This window comes from Streptomyces sp., assembly GCF_031181705.1.
Classification (GTDB): Bacteria; Actinomycetota; Actinomycetes; order Streptomycetales; family Streptomycetaceae; genus Streptomyces.
Genome location: NZ_JAPSKN010000015.1, coordinates 36,164 through 52,523, shown reverse-complemented (window position 1 = coordinate 52,523; position 16,360 = coordinate 36,164). Strand labels below are relative to the sequence as shown.

The following is a 16,360-nucleotide window of genomic DNA, read 5'->3' as shown; positions in this document are numbered from 1 at the left end:
GTTCCGGGGCCGGCTCCGGCGCCCGGGGCGCCCTTCACACCGCCTGCGCCTCCGCCCGCTCCCGGTGCCCCGTTCACGCCTCCCGCGCCCGCTCCGGGTGCGCCTTTCACGCCTCCCGCGCCATCTGTCGTGGGGCCGTCCGGCGTTCCCAGGCTTCCGATGGGGTTCGAGCCGCAGGGAGCCCAGTCGGGCTCGTCCGACGGGCGGGCGGAGGAGCCCGCTGCCGAACCGGCCTCTCCTACGGCTGTGCCGCAGATCCCGGTCGGTGGGTTTCCGGGGCAGTGGACGCCGCCCGCTCCGCCGCAGACGCCTCCGGCTGCTCCCGCCGCTCCGGCCTCCGATGACACCGAGTCCGCCGAGTCCGCCGAGTCCGCCGACGGTGACCTGGAGAGCGGTGCCACCATGCGCTTCTCTGCCGTCGCGCTGAAGCGGGAGATCGCGGAGCGCGCCGCTGCGGCCGAGTCGCCGTCGGACTCGGCCGACGAGGGCCGGGACGCGGAGACCGTCTCCGCCACGGACGAGGACGTCGTGTCCGGCGGCGCGGAGGAAGCGGCGGATGCCGTGGACGTGTCCGGTGCGGGCGACCCCGTGGACAACGCGGATTCCGGTGACGTCGGCTCCGAGGACGCGGAACCCGCGGTGACCGGCCCGGCGGACGACACCGCGGATGAGGACGTCCCGGGGGCGGAGCGCGACGAGCCGACGTCGGAGGACGCCGAGCCTCAGGTCGCCGAGCCTCAAGACGCCCTGCCGGAGGTCACGGTGACGGCGGACGCGGTGCCGGTCGACGACGTTCCCGAGGACGCCGTTCCTGAGGACGCTGTTCCTGAGGACGCCGTTCCTGAGGACGCCGTTCCCGAGGACGCCGCGCCCGCAGACGCCGTTCCCGCGGAGAGTGGTGCGGATGACGCGGGCCCGGTCGATGCCGTGCCTGCGGATGTGCCCCCGGCTGCCGCCGAGGCGGCCGATGTCCAGGACGCCGAACCCTCCGGCTCCGGCGACGCCGAGCCTTCGGACGCCGTGCCCGGCGAGGCCGCTCCCGACGCCACTCCCGAGGTCGAGGACAAGGAGGACGACGGCGACGGCGGCAGCGCGCCGCAGGACGCCGCAGGGGCGGAGCCGTCCGGGTCCCAGCCGGCGTGGACTCCCCCGGCCCCGCAAGGTGTGCCGCCGCTGCCTCCGTCGTACCAGCCGGCCGCTCCGGCGCCGGCGAGCGAGTGGCCGGCCCAACCTCAGCAGCAGCCGCAGCAGCAGCCGGCCCAGCCCACGGACGCGCAGCCCCAGCCCCAGCCGACCGCGGCTCAGGGACAGGGGCAGGTGCCGCCCCCACCGTCGGTGCCCGCCCAGCAGCCGCCGTTCCAGCCGCAGGCGCCGCAGCCCGCGCCCGCCGCCTGGAACCAGCCGGGCACGCCCGCACCGCCGAGCCAGCCGCCCGCTCAGCCCGCCCCCCAGCCCGGCGCATACGGCTTCCCGCACCCGGGAGCACCCGCCCCGGCCGCCCCGCACGCCCAGGCCGGCCACGACTTCCCGCACCCCGGCGCTCCCGCCAGCCCGCAGCCCCAGCCGCAGCAGCCGCAGCCGCAGCCGCAGCCGCAGCAGCCGGGCATGCCCCCGGCCCAGCAGTCGGACACCCCGCCCGCCCCCAGCCCCGCGCCCGACGCGCACGGCGGATACGGGTTCCCGCAGCCCGGCCCCGCTGCTCCCGCCCCGGCGGCGCCGCACCCCCAGGGCGGCTACGGCTTCCCCCAGCCCCCGGCTCAGCAGCCGCACCCCCGGCCCGGCGTGCCTCCGCAGGCCCAGCCCCAGCCCGCCGTGCCCCCGCAGGCCCAGCCCCCGCACCCCGGTGTCCAGCAGCCGCCGGTTCAGCCCGGGCAGCCCGGGCAGCCCCAGCCCCCCGTCGATCCCCGCACCGGTGCCGCCTGGCCGCAGCCCATCCAGCACGATCAGCGGCAGCCCACCAACCCCGGGGCCGCGCCGCTCGGTTACACCGCTGCCGTGGAGTTGTCCTCCGACCGGCTGCTCAACAGCAAGAAGCAGAAGGCGAAGAGCAGCCGTCCGGCCGCCGGTGGCGGGCGGTTCAAGATCGGCGGCAAGAAGGAGGAGGCCGAGCGGCAGCGCAAGCTCGAGCTGATCCGCACGCCGGTGCTGTCCTGCTACCGGATCGCGGTGATCAGCCTCAAGGGCGGTGTCGGCAAGACGACCACCACCACCGCGCTCGGGTCCACGCTCGCCACCGAGCGCCAGGACAAGATCCTCGCGATCGACGCCAACCCGGACGCGGGCACCCTCGGGCGCCGGGTCCGCCGGGAGACCGGGGCGACCATCCGTGACCTCGTCCAGGCGATCCCGTACCTCAACTCGTACATGGACATCCGGCGGTTCACGTCCCAGGCGCCGTCCGGGCTGGAGATCATCGCCAACGACGTCGACCCGGCCGTGTCCACGACGTTCAACGACGAGGACTACCGGCGGGCGATCGACGTGCTGGGCAAGCAGTACCCGATCATCCTGACCGACTCCGGTACCGGGCTGCTCTACAGCGCCATGCGCGGGGTCCTCGACCTCGCGGACCAGCTCATCATCATCTCCACGCCGTCCGTGGACGGGGCGAGCAGTGCGAGCACCACGCTGGACTGGTTGTCGGCGCACGGGTACGCCGACCTCGTCTCGCGGTCCCTCACCGTCATCTCCGGGGTGCGCGAGACCGGCAAGATGATCAAGGTCGAGGACATCGTGGCGCACTTCGAGACGCGCTGCCGGGGCGTCATCGTCGTGCCGTTCGACGAGCACCTCGCCGCCGGTGCGGAGGTCGACCTCGACATGATGCGGCCCAAGGTGCGGGAGGCGTACTTCAACCTCGCCGCGATGGTCGCCGAGGACTTCGTCCGCCACCAGCAGTCGCACGGGCTGTGGACCTCCGACGGCAACCCGCCGCCGGTCGCCGCCCCGCCGCTGCCGGGCCAGCACGTGCCCGGCCGGCCTCCGTACCCGGCACAGCAGCAGCCGGGCCCGTACCCGCACCAGCCCCAGCAGTTCCAGCAGCCGGGACAGCCGTACCCCCAGCCCGGGCAGCCCTACCCCCAGCCGGGACAGCAGCCGTACCCGCAGGCCGCGGGCCAGCCAACCTACCCGCAGCCGGGACAGCCCGGTCAGCCCCCGGCCGTCCCTCCGCAGCCGGGCTACGGCTACCCGCAGCCGGGACAGCCCGGTCACCCCGGGCAGCCCGACCCGCAGGGGCAGACCCCGCCGCCCCCTCCCCCGACGCAGTAATCGCCTCACCCGGTCGGCCCCTTTCGAGGGGCCGGTCCCGTTTCCGGCCCGCGCCGCTCGCACTCGGCGCGGGCCGTCGCGCGTTCCGGGGCCGGCGAGGGCGAAATCCGTTGTCAGGCCCTGGCCAGGGGCGCGTCAGTGGTCTCCACCAATGGCCGCGAAATACTCGCCAATTCGTTATTTCCGCAGGCCACAAGGGGTGAACGCGCCGTTGACGGGTGGAGACGGCCGCTGATACACACTCAGCATCCACTGACAGCTGATCAACCCGTCCTTCCCGTCCGAGCGATGACGCGAGGTCCGACCATGGGCACGAACGATCAGACACACAGCCTCCCGCGCGGCCTCAGGCTCGTCGCCGTGGCCGGGGCGGCCGCGCTCACCCTCACCGCCGGGCTCGCGACCCCGCTCGACCCGGCGCCCCGGCAGGCCCGGGCGGCCGACGACGGCAAGAAGGTGCTGACCGTCGCGGTCGCGCAGAGCGTGGACTCGCTCAGCCCGTTCCTGGCGGTGCGGCTGCTCAGCACGAGCATCCACCGGCTCATGTACGAGTACCTGACGAACTACGACCCCAAGGACAACCACGCCGTACCGGGTCTGGCCACCAAGTGGGAGGCGTCGCCGGACAAGCTCACCTGGACGTACACGATCCGCTCGGACTCGAAGTGGTCGGACGGCGAGCAGGCCACCGCCGAGGACGCGGCCTGGACGTTCAACAAGATGATGACGGACGACGGCGCGGCCACCGCGAACGGCAGCTACGTCGGGAACTTCGAGAAGGTGACGGCGCCGAGCCCCACCAAGCTGGTCATCGAGCTGAAGAAGCCGCAGGCCACGATGACCGCGCTCGACGTGCCGATCGTGCCCAAGCACGTGTGGGAGAAGGTCTCGGACTTCTCCGAGTTCAACAACGACAAGAGCTTCCCGGTGGTGGGCAACGGGCCGTTCGTGCTGACCGGGTACAAGGCCGACAGCTACGTCCGCCTCAAGGCCAACAAGACGTTCTGGCGTGGGGCGCCGAAGTTCGACGAGCTGGTCTTCCGCTACTACAAGGACCAGGACGCGGCCGTCTCGGCGCTGCGCAAGGGCGAGGTGTCGTTCGTCGCCGGGTCGCCGTCCCTGACGCCCGCCCAGGCCGAATCCCTGCAGGGCGCGGAGAACATCCGGGTGAACGACGCGCCCGGCCGCCGCTTCTACGCCCTCGCCACCAACCCGGGCGCGAAGGCCAGAAACGGCGAGAAGTTCGGCGACGGTCACCCGTCCCTGCTGGACCGGCGGGTGCGCAACGCGCTGTTCATGGCCGTCGACCGCGAGGCCGTCATCGACAAGGTGTTCCGGGGCCACGCCGTCGAGGGCGAGGGCTACATCCCGCCGCGCTTCCAGGACTACTTCTGGAAACCGTCCGCGAGCCAGAAGCTGGCCTACGACCCGGCGAAGGCGGCCCAGCTGCTCGACCGGGCCGGGTACCGGAAGAACGGCGACGGCAAGCGCGTCGGCAAGGACGGCAAGCCCCTCACGTACCGGGTGCTGTGCCACGCCACCGACCCCAACGACAAGGCGGTCGGCAAGTACCTCCAGGAGTGGTGGGGCAAGCTCGGCATCGGCGTCCGGCTCAACTGCCTGGACAACGTGACCGACCCCTGGCTCGCCGGCACCTACGACCTGGCCTTCGACGGCTGGTCGGTCAACCCGGACCCGGACTTCGTGCTCTCCATCCACACCTGCGGCGCGCTCCCGGCCACCCCCGAGGACACCGGCGCCACCGACAACTTCATCTGCGACAAGAAGTACGACGAGCTCTACGCCCGCCAGCTCGCCGAGTACGACCCCGCCAAACGGGCGGACATCGTCAAGCAGATGGAGTCGCGGCTGTACGACCTCGGGTACATGAACGTCATGGCGTACCCGAACGCGGTCGAGGCCTACCGGACGGACCAGATCGAGTCGATCACGACGATGCCGGCGAAGGCGGGGAACATCTACGGTCAGGACGGCTACTGGAGCTGGTGGTCGGCGGTCCCCGCGGAGACCGGCGACTCCTCCGGCGGTTCGTCCACGGCCGTCGTGGCCGTCGTCGCCACGAGCCTCGTCCTGCTGATCGGCCTCGGCACGGTCGTGGCGGTGCGCCGCCGGGCCGGTGCCGACGACCGTGAGTGACCGGGCGCTGATGACCGCCGACACCACGCCCGCACTGGTCGAGGACCGGCAGCTGGGGCCGCGGGTGCGCAAGCGCTCCGCGTACCCGCGGTACCTGGCCGGCAAGGTGGCCGGCGCGGCCGTGTCGCTGCTGGCCGTCCTCGTCACCAGCTTCTTCCTCTTCCGGCTGATCCCCGGTGACCCGGTGAAGACCATGACCGGCGGCCGCCAGGTCTCGGCCGAGCAGCTGGCGGCCTACCGCGAGGAGTTCGGCCTCGACCTGCCCCTGTGGCGGCAGTTCACCGACTACTGCGGCAAGGCGCTCACCGGCGACTTCGGCACGTCGTACCAGTTCCGCGCGCCCGTGGTCGACAAGATCACCGAGGCGCTGCCCAACACCCTGCTGCTCACCGGCACGGCCTTCGTCCTGTACACCGTGCTCGGCGTCTTCCTGGGCACGCGCTCGGCATGGCGGCGCGGCAAACTCGGCGACCGGGTCAACACCGGCCTCGCCCTGACCCTGTACTCGATCCCGTCCTTCTGGCTGGGCCTGCTGCTGATCATCGTGCTGTCGGTGGGCATCGGCCCGCTGCCGGGCCTGTTCCCGACCGGCGGCATGGAGTCGGGCGGCGAGGAGGGCTTCGCCTACGTCCTGGACGTGGCGCACCATCTGGTGCTGCCGGTGATGACGCTGGTGGCGGTGGAGTACGGGCAGACGCTGCTGGTCACGCGGTCGGCGCTGCTGGACGAGATGGGCAGCGACTATCTGACGACCGCGCGGGCCAAAGGCCTGCGGGACGACCTCGTACGCCGCCGGCACGCCGTGCCGAACGCGCTGCTGCCGACCGTGACGCTGATCTTCATCAACCTCGGACGGACGGTGGCGGGCGTGATCCTGGTGGAGACCGTGTTCTCCTGGCCGGGCCTGGGCGGGCTGTTCTACCAGGCACTGAGCGTGCCCGACCTGCCGCTGGTGCAGGGCCTGTTCTTCGTGTTCGCCGCCGCGGTGATCCTGATGAACACCCTCGCCGACCTGGTCTATCCGCTGCTCGACCCCCGGGTGGCCCGATGACGACGCCGACCGGCACGGCCCCGAGCCCGCGCGCCCTGGCCCGGCAGCGCCGCCGGGCCTCCGTCACCCGCTTCTGGCGGCAGTACCGCGCCGAACGGGCAGGGCTGTACGGCCTGGCCGTGCTCGCCCTGTGCGCGCTGCTGGCACTGTTCGCGCCCCTGTTCGTCGGCTCCGACGTGAGCAGCGTGACGCGGGCTCCCGGTCGGCCGATGCAGAGCCCGAGCACCGAGTTCCCGCTCGGCACCGACCAGTTCGGGCGGGACCTGCTGGGCCTGGTGATCTGGGGCGCGCGCGTGTCGCTGCTGGTGGGACTGCTCGCGGCCGTGCTGTCGGTGGCGATCGGCACGCTGATCGGGGTCACGGCCGGGCATTTCAAGGGCTGGTACGCCACGGTGATGATGCGGATCACCGACTGGTTCCTGGTCATGCCGACGCTGGTGCTGGCGATCGCCCTGGCGACCGTCATGTCCCGCTCGCTGACCACGATCGTCGTCGCGATCGGCGTCACCACCTGGCCGACCACGGCCCGTCTGGTGCGCGCGCAGACCCTCGCCGTGGAGACCCGGCCGTACATCGAACGGGCGAAGGCGCTCGGCGGCGGCCACCGGCACATCATGTCCCGGCACGTCCTGCCCAACGTGATGCCGCTGGTGCTGGCCCAGACGACGCTGATCATCTCCTCGGCCATCCTCGCCGAGGCGACGCTGGCCTTCCTCGGCCTGGGCGATCCGACGGTCGTGTCGTGGGGCGGCCTGCTCCAGGACGCCCGGGAGGCGGGCGCGGTCAGTGCCGGGGACTGGTGGTACCTGGTGCCGCCGGGCATCGCCATCGCCGTGGTGGCGCTGGCGTTCACGCTGTGCGGGCGGGCCGTGGAGTCCGTCCTCAACCCCAGGCTGGGGGTGTCGCGTTGAGTCTGCTGGACGTCAGGAACCTGACCGTGACGTATCCGGGCGGCGCGGCCGCCGTGCGTGGGGTGGACCTGCGCCTGGACGCGGGCCGCAAGCTGGGCCTGGCCGGGGAGTCCGGCTGTGGCAAGTCGACGCTGGCGCTGGCCCTGCTGCGGCTGCTGCCGGCCGGGACCCGCATCACCGGGGAGGTCCTGCTCGACGGCGAGGACGTGCTGACCATGAAGTGGGGCCGGGTGCGGGCGGTGCGCTGGGCCGGGGCCTCCGTCGTCTTCCAGGGCGCGATGCACTCCCTGAACGCCGTGCACCGCATCGGCGACCAGATCGCCGAGCCGATCCTGCTGCACCGGAAGGCGACCCGGGCCGGGGCGAAGAAGAGGACCGGCGAGCTGCTGGAACAGGTCGGCCTGCCCGCGGCCCGCGCCGACGCCTACCCGCACGAGCTGTCCGGCGGCCAGCGCCAGCGCGTCATGATCGCCATGGCCCTGGCCTGCGATCCGCGCCTGGTCATCGCCGACGAGCCGACCACCGCGCTCGACGTGATGATCCAGGCCCAGATCCTGCGGCTCATCGAGCAGCTGGTCGCGGACCAGGACCTGGGCCTGATCATGATCAGCCACGACCTGGCCGTCCTGGCCGACACCTGCGACCGGCTGGCGGTGATGTACGCGGGCCGGGTGGTCGAGGAGGGTCCGGCGGCCCAGGTGTACGAGGACGCCCGGCACCCGTACGCCAGGGCCCTGTCGGCCGCGTTCCCGCGCATCGGCGACCCGGCCTCCCGGTTCGCGCCGCAGGGACTGGCGGGCGACCCGCCCGACCCGGCCGCGCTGCCGTCCGGCTGCACGTTCCACCCGCGCTGCCCGGTGGCGCTGGAGTCGTGCGCCGAGCAGGACCCGGCGCTGCGGGAGGCGGGGCCGGAACGCCGGGCGGCGTGCGTGCTGGCCGGGCCGCCGGGCGGGTCTCAGGCGGAGCCGCAGGATCCGGAAGCGCTGCAGGAAGCGAGGCCCGGCACGCCATGACCCTCTCCCCCACGGCCCCCGAGGCCGCCACGGCCCCGCTGCTGAGCGCCCAGGGCGTGCACGTCACCTTCCCCGGCCGGCACGGCGGCCCCCGGGCCCGCGCGGTGGACGGCGTCGACCTCGACATCCGCCCCGGCGAGATCGTCGCGCTCGTCGGCGAGTCCGGCTGCGGCAAGACGACCCTGGCCCGCAGTCTGCTGGGCCTGGTGGAACCCACGGCCGGCCGGGTCGCCTTCGACGGCCGCCCCCTGGAGTACTCCAGCCGTTCCCTGAAGACCTACCGCAAGCGTGTCCAGCTGGTCCTGCAGGACCCGAGCGGCTCCCTCAACCCCCGGCACACGGTGTACGACGCCGTCGCCGAGGGCCTGCGCATCCACGGCTTCCCGGGCGACGAGCGCACGGCGGTCGCCGAGGCCCTGTCCCGGGCCGGTCTGCGTCCCCCGGAGCGCTTCTTCCTGCGCTACCCGCACGAACTGTCCGGCGGGCAGCGCCAGCGGGTCGTCATCGCGGGCGCACTCGTCCTGGAACCCGAACTCCTCGTCGCCGACGAGCCGGTGGCCTCCCTCGACGCCTCGGTACGCGGCGAGATCCTCGCCCTGCTGCTCCGGCTGCGCACGGAACTGGGTCTGTCCGCGCTGGTCGTCACGCACGATCTGGGCCTGGCCTGGAACATCGCCGACCGGGTGGCCGTGATGTACCTGGGCCGGATCGTGGAGACGGGGGCGGTGGAACAGGTTTTGACGGCCCCCCGGCACCCCTACACCCAGGCCCTGCTGTCGGTCCTCCCGGAGGCCCCGGGCGCCCCGGTGATCCTCAGCGGCGAACCCCCGGATCCGTCACGCGTGCCGTCCGGTTGCCGCTTCCACGCCCGCTGCCAGATCCTGGCGGGCGGCGAGGCGGAGCGGGCGGGCGTGTCGGACGCGTGCAGACACCAGGACCTGAAGGTGCTGAGCGGGGGCGGAGAGTCACAGGTCGCCTGTCACTGGGCGACGTCCCCCAGGGGCGCGGGGAACTGCGCGACCGACCCGCACGGACCCGCAGTCGACCCACCGGCGGACTAGGCGACCTCGTCGGCCGCCACCAGCTCCCTGCACTTCTGCACGTCCCGACCCATCTGCTCCAGCAGCGCGTCCAGCGTGTCGAACTTCGCCTGCCCGCGCACGAACGCCAGGAAGTCGACCGCGACATGCAGCCCGTACAGATCCAGCCCGACCCGGTCGATGGCGTACGCCTCCACCGTCCGCTCGGTCCCCTCGAACTGCGGGTTCGTGCCGACGGAGATCGCCGCCGGCATCACTTCGCCCTGCGCGTGCAGCCAGCCCGCGTACACGCCGTCGGCCGGGATGGCGGTGTGCGGCAGCGTCTCCACGTTGGCCGTGGGGAAGCCCAGTTCGCGCCCGCGCTGGGCGCCCCGGACGACGACGCCCTCCACCCGGTGCGGCCGGCCCAGGATCTCCGCCGCGCCCTGGACGTCGCCCTCGGCGACCAGACGCCGCGTCAGCGTGGAGGAGAACGGCTCCCCGCCGCCCGCCTCACCCGTCACGTACAGGTCCACGACCTCGACCTCGAAGTCGTAGGTCTTGCCCTGTGTGGCGAGGAACTCCACGTTGCCGGCGGCCTTGTGGCCGAAGCGGAAGTTGGGGCCCTCGACGACCGCCTTGGCGTGCAGCTTGTCGACGAGCACCTTGACGACGAAGTCGGCCGGGGACAGCTTCGAGAACTCGGTCGTGAAGGGGAGGATGAGCACCGCGTCCACGCCGAGGTCCGCCATGAGTTCGGCGCGGCGGTGGTGCGGGGCGAGCAGCGGCGGGTGGCTGCCGGGGCGGACCACTTCGCTGGGGTGCGGGTCGAAGGTGACGACGACGACGGGCACGCCCAGCTCCCGGGCGCGGTCCACGGCATGCCGGATGATCAGCTGGTGTCCGCGGTGGACTCCGTCGTAGGAGCCGATGGTGACGACGCTGCGCCCCCAGTCCTGGGGGATGTCCTCCAAGCCACGCCAGCGCTGCACTGTGCCTGCTCCTTGTCGAAAAGCTCGTCGAACCCGTGTCCGGTCGGTTGTCCGTGGTGAGCGTACGCAGGTCTAAGGGTGCCATGCCGGGTCGCCGCCGCCCGCATCGGCATGGGGGCTGTGACCGGGCGCACGGCGCCCCGCCGGTCAGGCGGGGACGCGGACGCCCGCCAGGTTCTCGATCGTCCGGTGGGAGCTCGGCCCGACCAGGGCCGCCCACTCCTCCGGCGCGTCGGCGAGCCAGCCGGCCACGCGGGCGGCGAAGCCGGGCACGTGCCGTCCGAGGTCGACCAGTGCGCGGTCGAAGCGGCCCGCGCCCTCGGGGGTGCGGCCCAGGAGCAGGCCGACGCGGTGGACCAGGTCGCGCAGGTCGTCGCCGCCGTTGCGGGCGGCGGCGTGCAGCAGCGCGTCCAGGACGTCGGTGTCGTGCTCGCGGGCCAGGAGCGCCTCGCGCAGTTCCCGGCGCAGCGGGCGGGAGGCGGGGATGCCGGGCGGCGTGAGGACGCCGGCGAGGGCGCAGCGCAGCCGCACGGGGCCACCCTCCAGCAGGCCGGTGACCAGAGGCAGGAGCACGGCCCGGGCGGCGGGGCCCCGGTCGAGCCGCTGGTCCACGTAGGCGGCGACCGGCCCGGCCAGTTCCGGTCGCCGTCGCGCCGCCTGCCGGACGAGCGCGGCGACGCGCCGGGCCAGCCCGGGCGGGGTGGCGTCGGCGAGCGCCCGCAGCGCCTCGTCCGCGTCCGGCCGCTCCAGCCGTGCCGCGAAGGCGCCGAGCACCGGTTCGGGGTGGGTGAGCAGGGCCGTGGCGAGCGCGTCCGGCGGGAGGTGCGGGTCGCCCGCCGCGAAGTGCTCCAGCGCCCGGGGCAGGTAGCGGATCCGGGTGTGCGGGTCCTGGACGAGGAGCGCGAGGGCACCGCCGTGCAGGGCGTGGTCGGCCGGGCGGGCGAGCAGGGTGAGGGCCGCGTAGCGCAGCAGGGCGCGGTCGCCCCCGGTGGTGACGTGGGGGGCGACGCGCAGCCCGTGGGCCATCGCCGCGGCGCGCCGGGCCGACCGCTCGTCGCGTGCCCACCGGTCGGCGGCGCGGCACAGCGCCGACGGTTCCTCCTCGGCCAGTACCGCGAGCAGTTCGTCGGCCCGCCGGTGCGCCCGGTCGACGAGCACGTCCACCAGTTCGTCCAGGGCGCGGTGGCGGTGGGTGTGCAGCAGCGCCTGCGCGGCCAGGGCCACGGTCGCGTGCGGGGTGGCGGGCAGCGGCTGCTCGTCGTCGAACCAGTGGACGAGCTGCGGCTGCACGGTGACGGGGTCGGCGGCCAGCAGCCGCGCGACGGCGTCCAGGAAGCGGGGTCCGGCCTCGCACGGCGGTCCGTCGGCGTGCACCAGCCGTCCGAGCAGCGCGAACCGGGCGCCCTCGGCCAGCCGGAGGCCGGTCCAGAAGTCCGGCCCGAGCACGTCCGGCACGGGCCGCTCCTGCCGCCGCCAGGTCACGATCCGGTCGGCCAGCAGCCGCAGCACGTCGGTGTACGGCGTGGCGTCCGGCACGGCCGCCAGCGTCCCGGCCAGCAGCCGGGCGGCCCACCAGGACTCCGGGTCGGCCTCCAGGGCGTGCACCAGGCCGGCCAGGCGGGATGCCAGCGGGCCGGTGCCGTGCTGCCGTTCGAGGCAGAGCAGGGCCTGGACGACGGGTCCGACGCGGTGGTGCGGGACGGGCTCGGACGGTTCGTCCCGGCCGCGGTGGACGAGGGCGTGCAGGGCCTCGTCGAGATCGAGGTGCAGGCCGTGGAGCCAGTCGGCGAGCTCCTCGTGGGCGAAGCGGTAGCCCGCCCCGGAGGGTACGAGCAGGCCCTCGGCGAGCACGGCCGAAGCCCAGCCGGTGCCGCCGCCGAGACGCTCCGGGGCGGTTCCCCAGGGGAACACGGCCTCGAACGCCTCCCGGTCCAGGTCCCCGAGGCCCGGGCCGAGACTGCGCCGGGCGGCCTCGTGCACCTGCCCGGCGACCTTCGCGGCCAGCCGGCGTACGGCGGTGCCGCGCAGGCCGTGGCCGGCGGCCAGGCGCGTGGCGATCCGCAGGGCCATCAGGTCCACGTAGGCGGCGAAGACGTCGTTCCGGTCGAGCGTGGCGGCGGGCAGCTCCGGGGCGTCGGCGAGCGCGGCCCGGATCTCGGCGAGCAGACGGAGCGTGAGGGGGTGCCGGGCGTCCGTGCCGGCCAGGGCGCTGCGCGGGATGCCGAGGTGCTCGCGGGCCTCCCGGGCCTCGTCCTCGGTGAGATCGCCGAGCGGCACGCACGCGGGCCGGTGCAGCGGGTCCGACACCTCCTCCCAGTACTCCGCCCGGCAGGCCACCACCAGCCGCACACCCGTCTCGCGCAGCCACCGCAGCGTCCCGTCCGCCCAGTCGGCGAACCGGCGGGCCAAGGCCGGCGGCATCTCATCGGGACCGTCGAGCAGGAGCAGCAGGGGCCGGCCGAGAGCGGCAGCGCGGTGGGCGAGACGCTCAGGCGAGAGGTCACCGGGACCGGCCGGGGACGCGGCCGACGCGACGGCGACCGGAATCGCGACCCGCGCGGCAGCCGCGGCCGGAGAGGCAGCCCGGACGGCGCCCGCAGCCTCGGCGCTTACGGACGAGCCCCGCGCCACGGCCGGGACGGCCGGAGAGGAACCCCGCGCGGCAACCGCCGCAACCGAGGCGGCCGAAGACGAGCCCCATGCGGCGCCCACACCCGAGACAGCCGGGGACTCAGCCCGAGCGCCAGCCGCAGCCGAGGCGGCCGAAGTCGCAGCCCGCGCGGCGCCCACCACCGGGGCGGCCCGGGTCAGTGCCCGGCGGGCCGCGTCCGCCACCGACGTGTCGTCCTCCCGCAGGTCGCAGCCGCGCAGCCACAGCGTGGGATGTCCGCCGCGTGCGCGCCGGGCCGCGAGCGCGGCGAGTTCCGTCGTACGGCCGCTGCCCGGCGCCCCGACCAGACCGAGGACGGACTCCGGTCCCGACGCGAAGGCGCTGAACTCCGCTGCCACGGCCGCCCGTTCGACCGGTTCCGGGAGGCCGGGGGACCGGGGCGGGCCGTCCAGGGCCACCGAGACGCCGGTCAGTTCCAGTACTCCGGCCAGGTTGAGGTCGTCTCCGTACGCGGGGACCGTCGCCGCGTTCTCGGCGAGCAGGTCGGCCAGCGGGCCCGCCGCCCCCGGGACCCCCGGATGCAGGGGCACGGCGAACCCGACGTCTGCGTGGTGGGAGCGGAGCGCGGTGCCGAGGACGGCGACGACGGCTCCGGTCACCGCGTCCACCACCGGACCCCCGGCCGCTCCCCCGCCCAGCCTCAGCGCGTCCCGCCCCGCCGTGCCGACCGCCAGCTCCAGCGCGCCGTCGATGCGGTGGAAGCGGTCCGTGGCCGCGTACGTCACGCCGGTCGTGCCCAGGACCCGCGCCTCACGCCAGCCACCGGCGGCGATCCGCACATAGGTGCCGGTCCCGGCCCCGTGCCGGGCGGTGACGGGCAGCGGCGGCACGCCGAGCCCCTCGGTCCGGACGAGGGCCAGGTCGAGCGCGGGCAGTGGCGTGATCGCGTCGGCGGTCACGACCCGGCGGCGGTCGCCCGCCCCGTACAGCACGAGCCGGGGCAGACCGTCGACGGCCTCGTGGCTGGTGACGAGCGTGCCGTGGTGGTCGGCCAGGAAGCCGGTGCCCCGCGGGCGGCCCGCCAGGTCGTGGATACGCACGAGCGCCTCGTCCACAGGTGCCTGGTCCGCGCACTCCCCCGGTCCGGGGTGGCCCGGGGAGTCCGGTGCGCTGTCGTCCGTCTCCCGGGACCGGTTCCGCGACGTCATCGTCGACCCTCCCCGCCGTACACCCGTGCCCTGGTGTTCGACGTTAGGGGCGGGATGATCAGCGGGACAGATCGCTTCGCGAAAGCGCCCCCTTCCGCTCCCCCGGTTCACTCCGAGCGCCCGCACGGACGGGTGAACGGACGGGGGCGGCTGGATACACCCTAGGGGTGGGGGAACCGAGGGGGGACCGTGGAGCGGCGGCAGTGGAGGTACCCCGTGACCGCCGCTCCACGGGCGGACCCGCCCGGGGCGGGCCGTCAGCCGAAGACGGCCAGGCTCTTCGCCTTGCCCTTCTGCTCCTCCACGAGGGCGAGGAAGCGGCCCTCCGGGTCGAAGACGGCGACCGGGCCGGAGCCCGCGTACTGGTCGGGCATCTCCAGCCGCACGCCGTTGGTCAGCAGCTTGGCGCGGCGCGCGTCGACGTCCCAGCGGGGGAACGCGGCCGCGGCGGCCTCGGCGACCGGCATCACGGTCAGCTCCTGCTGGAGCTGGTCCAGGGTGCGGGCCGCGTCCAGCTTGTAGGGGCCGACGCGGGTGCGGCGCAGGGCGGTGAGGTGACCGCCGACACCGAGGTCGGCGCCCAGGTCACGGGCGAGGGCCCGGATGTACGTACCGGAGGAGCAGACGACCGACACGACCAGGTCGAGCACGGGCGTGCCGTCCTCGGCGACGGCGTCCCGGACGTCGTACACGCCGAAGGAGGAGACCGTCACGGGCCGGGCGGGGATCTCGAACTCCTCGCCCTCCCTGGCGCGCTTGTAGGAGCGCACACCGTTGATCTTGATGGCGCTGACCTTGGACGGCACCTGCATGATGTCGCCGGTCAGCTTGGCGATGCCGGCGTCGACGGCCTCGCGGGTGACCTCGGAGGCGTCGGTGGAGGAGGTGATCTCCCCCTCGGCGTCGTCCGTGAGGGTGTTCTGCCCGAGCCGGATGGTGCCCAGGTACTCCTTCTCGGTCAGCGCGAGGTGGCCGAGGAGCTTGGTGGCCCGCTCGACGCCGAGGACGAGGACGCCCGTCGCCATCGGGTCGAGGGTGCCGGCGTGCCCGACGCGTCGTGTCCGGGCGATGCCGCGCATCTTGGCGACGACGTCGTGCGAAGTGAAGCCCGACGGCTTGTCGACGATGACGAGGCCGTCGGGCGTGGAGTGCTTCTGGGTCATTCGGCGGTGTCGTCCGTCTCGTCGTCCTCGTCCGGCTTGCGGTACGGGTCGGCGTCACCGGCGTACTTCGCCCCGGCGGACGCCTCGCGCACCTTCTCGTCGGACTGGCGCGCCTTGTTGAGGAGGTCCTCGATGTTCCGGGCGGTGTCCGGGAGGGCGTCCATGACGAAGGTCAGGGTCGGCGTGAACTTCACCCCGGCGGCCCGGCCCACCTCGGAGCGCAGGACGCCCTTGGCGCTCTCCAGGCCGGCGGCGGCCGCCGCGCGCTCCTCGTCGTCCCCGTACACGGTGTAGAAGACGGTCGCCTCCCTGAGGTCACCCGTGACCCGGGTGTCCGTGATGGTGACGTGCGAGCCGAGCCGCGGGTCCTTGATCCCGCGCTGCAGCTTCTGGGCCACCACCTCTCGGATGAGGTCCGCCAGCCTCTTAGCCCGCGCGTTGTCGGCCACTGGTCCGTCTCCCGTTCTTTCCTGTCCGGTTCGTTCTCGGTTCGTCAGTCGTCTTCGCCGTGGAAGCGCCGCCTGACGGACAGCAGCTCCACTTCGGGGCGGGCGGCGACCAGCCGTTCGCACCGGTCGAGTACCTCGCTCAGGTGCCCCGCGTCGCCGGACACCAACGCGAGGCCGATGACCGCCCTGCGGTGGAGGTCCATGTGATCCACCTCGGCCGCGCTCACCGCGTACTTGCGCTGGAGCTCGGCGACGATGGGGCGGACGACGGAGCGCTTCTCCTTCAGCGACCGTACGTCGCCGAGAAGCAGGTCGAAGGACAGAGTCCCCACGTACATGTGTGTCCGGATGACCCGCCGGTACGGGATCGATGGCCCTGCGCTGTCAGAACGGCAGGAACACCAGGAACGTTACCGCGAACGGGCCGGGGGCTCGATCGGGTTTTCCGGTGCGCACCGCGCACCAACGGCCGGGCGGGGGGGGGGGGGGGGGGGGGGGCGGCGCGGGGCGGGGGCG

11 protein-coding genes are annotated in these 16,360 nt (G+C 74.0%); 6 read left to right on the top strand and 5 right to left on the bottom strand.

Annotated elements, in window-relative coordinates:
• The first annotated feature begins 402 nt into the window (after nt 1-402).
• The 6 genes from RIN80_RS05640 (at nt 403) to RIN80_RS05615 (ending at nt 9,463) form a co-directional block, all read left to right on the top strand.
• Entirely contained in the window at nt 403-3,270 is a 2,868-nt protein-coding gene (locus RIN80_RS05640) for an AAA family ATPase (protein ID WP_309094373.1), read from the top strand.
• Between the two features lie 306 nt (nt 3,271-3,576).
• Nucleotides 3,577-5,427, top strand: a complete 1,851-nt coding sequence (locus RIN80_RS05635; RefSeq protein ID WP_309094372.1) for an ABC transporter substrate-binding protein — start codon at nt 3,577-3,579, stop codon at nt 5,425-5,427.
• A 10-nt stretch (nt 5,428-5,437) separates the two neighbouring features.
• A complete protein-coding gene (locus tag RIN80_RS05630) occupies nt 5,438-6,478 on the top strand; it encodes an ABC transporter permease (RefSeq protein ID WP_309094385.1) in 1,041 nt (346 codons plus the stop codon).
• The gene (locus RIN80_RS05625) at nt 6,475-7,389 is read left to right on the top strand and encodes an ABC transporter permease (RefSeq protein WP_309094371.1); all 915 of its coding nucleotides are present in this window, start codon (nt 6,475-6,477) and stop codon (nt 7,387-7,389) included. The genes RIN80_RS05630 and RIN80_RS05625 overlap by 4 nt, the downstream gene beginning before the upstream one ends.
• The gene (locus tag RIN80_RS05620) at nt 7,386-8,402 is read left to right on the top strand and encodes an ABC transporter ATP-binding protein (protein WP_309094370.1); all 1,017 of its coding nucleotides are present in this window, start codon (nt 7,386-7,388) and stop codon (nt 8,400-8,402) included. The genes RIN80_RS05625 and RIN80_RS05620 overlap by 4 nt, the downstream gene beginning before the upstream one ends.
• Nucleotides 8,399-9,463: an ABC transporter ATP-binding protein gene (locus RIN80_RS05615; RefSeq protein ID WP_309094369.1), complete on the top strand. Its 1,065-nt coding sequence runs from the start codon at nt 8,399-8,401 to the stop codon at nt 9,461-9,463. Before RIN80_RS05620 ends, RIN80_RS05615 begins: the two co-directional genes overlap by 4 nt.
• Here the strand turns inward: RIN80_RS05615 and RIN80_RS05610 are convergent.
• The 5 genes from RIN80_RS05610 to RIN80_RS05590 form a co-directional block, all read right to left on the bottom strand.
• Nucleotides 9,460-10,413, bottom strand: a complete 954-nt coding sequence (locus RIN80_RS05610; protein ID WP_309094368.1) for a bifunctional riboflavin kinase/FAD synthetase — start codon at nt 10,411-10,413, stop codon at nt 9,460-9,462. The genes RIN80_RS05615 and RIN80_RS05610 overlap by 4 nt on opposite strands.
• Before the next feature lie 147 nt (nt 10,414-10,560).
• Nucleotides 10,561-14,232 (bottom strand): trypsin-like peptidase domain-containing protein, encoded by a 3,672-nt coding sequence (locus tag RIN80_RS05605; protein WP_309094367.1) that lies wholly within the window; start codon nt 14,230-14,232, stop codon nt 10,561-10,563.
• A 257-nt stretch (nt 14,233-14,489) separates the two neighbouring features.
• Nucleotides 14,490-15,395 (bottom strand): tRNA pseudouridine(55) synthase TruB, encoded by a 906-nt coding sequence (gene truB / locus RIN80_RS05600; RefSeq protein ID WP_309094366.1) that lies wholly within the window; start codon nt 15,393-15,395, stop codon nt 14,490-14,492.
• Nucleotides 15,392-15,844, bottom strand: coding sequence for a 30S ribosome-binding factor RbfA (gene rbfA / locus RIN80_RS05595; RefSeq protein WP_309094365.1), 453 nt, complete (start codon nt 15,842-15,844; stop codon nt 15,392-15,394). The genes truB and rbfA overlap by 4 nt, the downstream gene beginning before the upstream one ends.
• Before the next feature lie 44 nt (nt 15,845-15,888).
• Nucleotides 15,889-16,182: a DUF503 domain-containing protein gene (locus tag RIN80_RS05590; RefSeq protein ID WP_010042759.1), complete on the bottom strand. Its 294-nt coding sequence runs from the start codon at nt 16,180-16,182 to the stop codon at nt 15,889-15,891.
• Nucleotides 16,183-16,360: the final 178 nt, after the last annotated feature.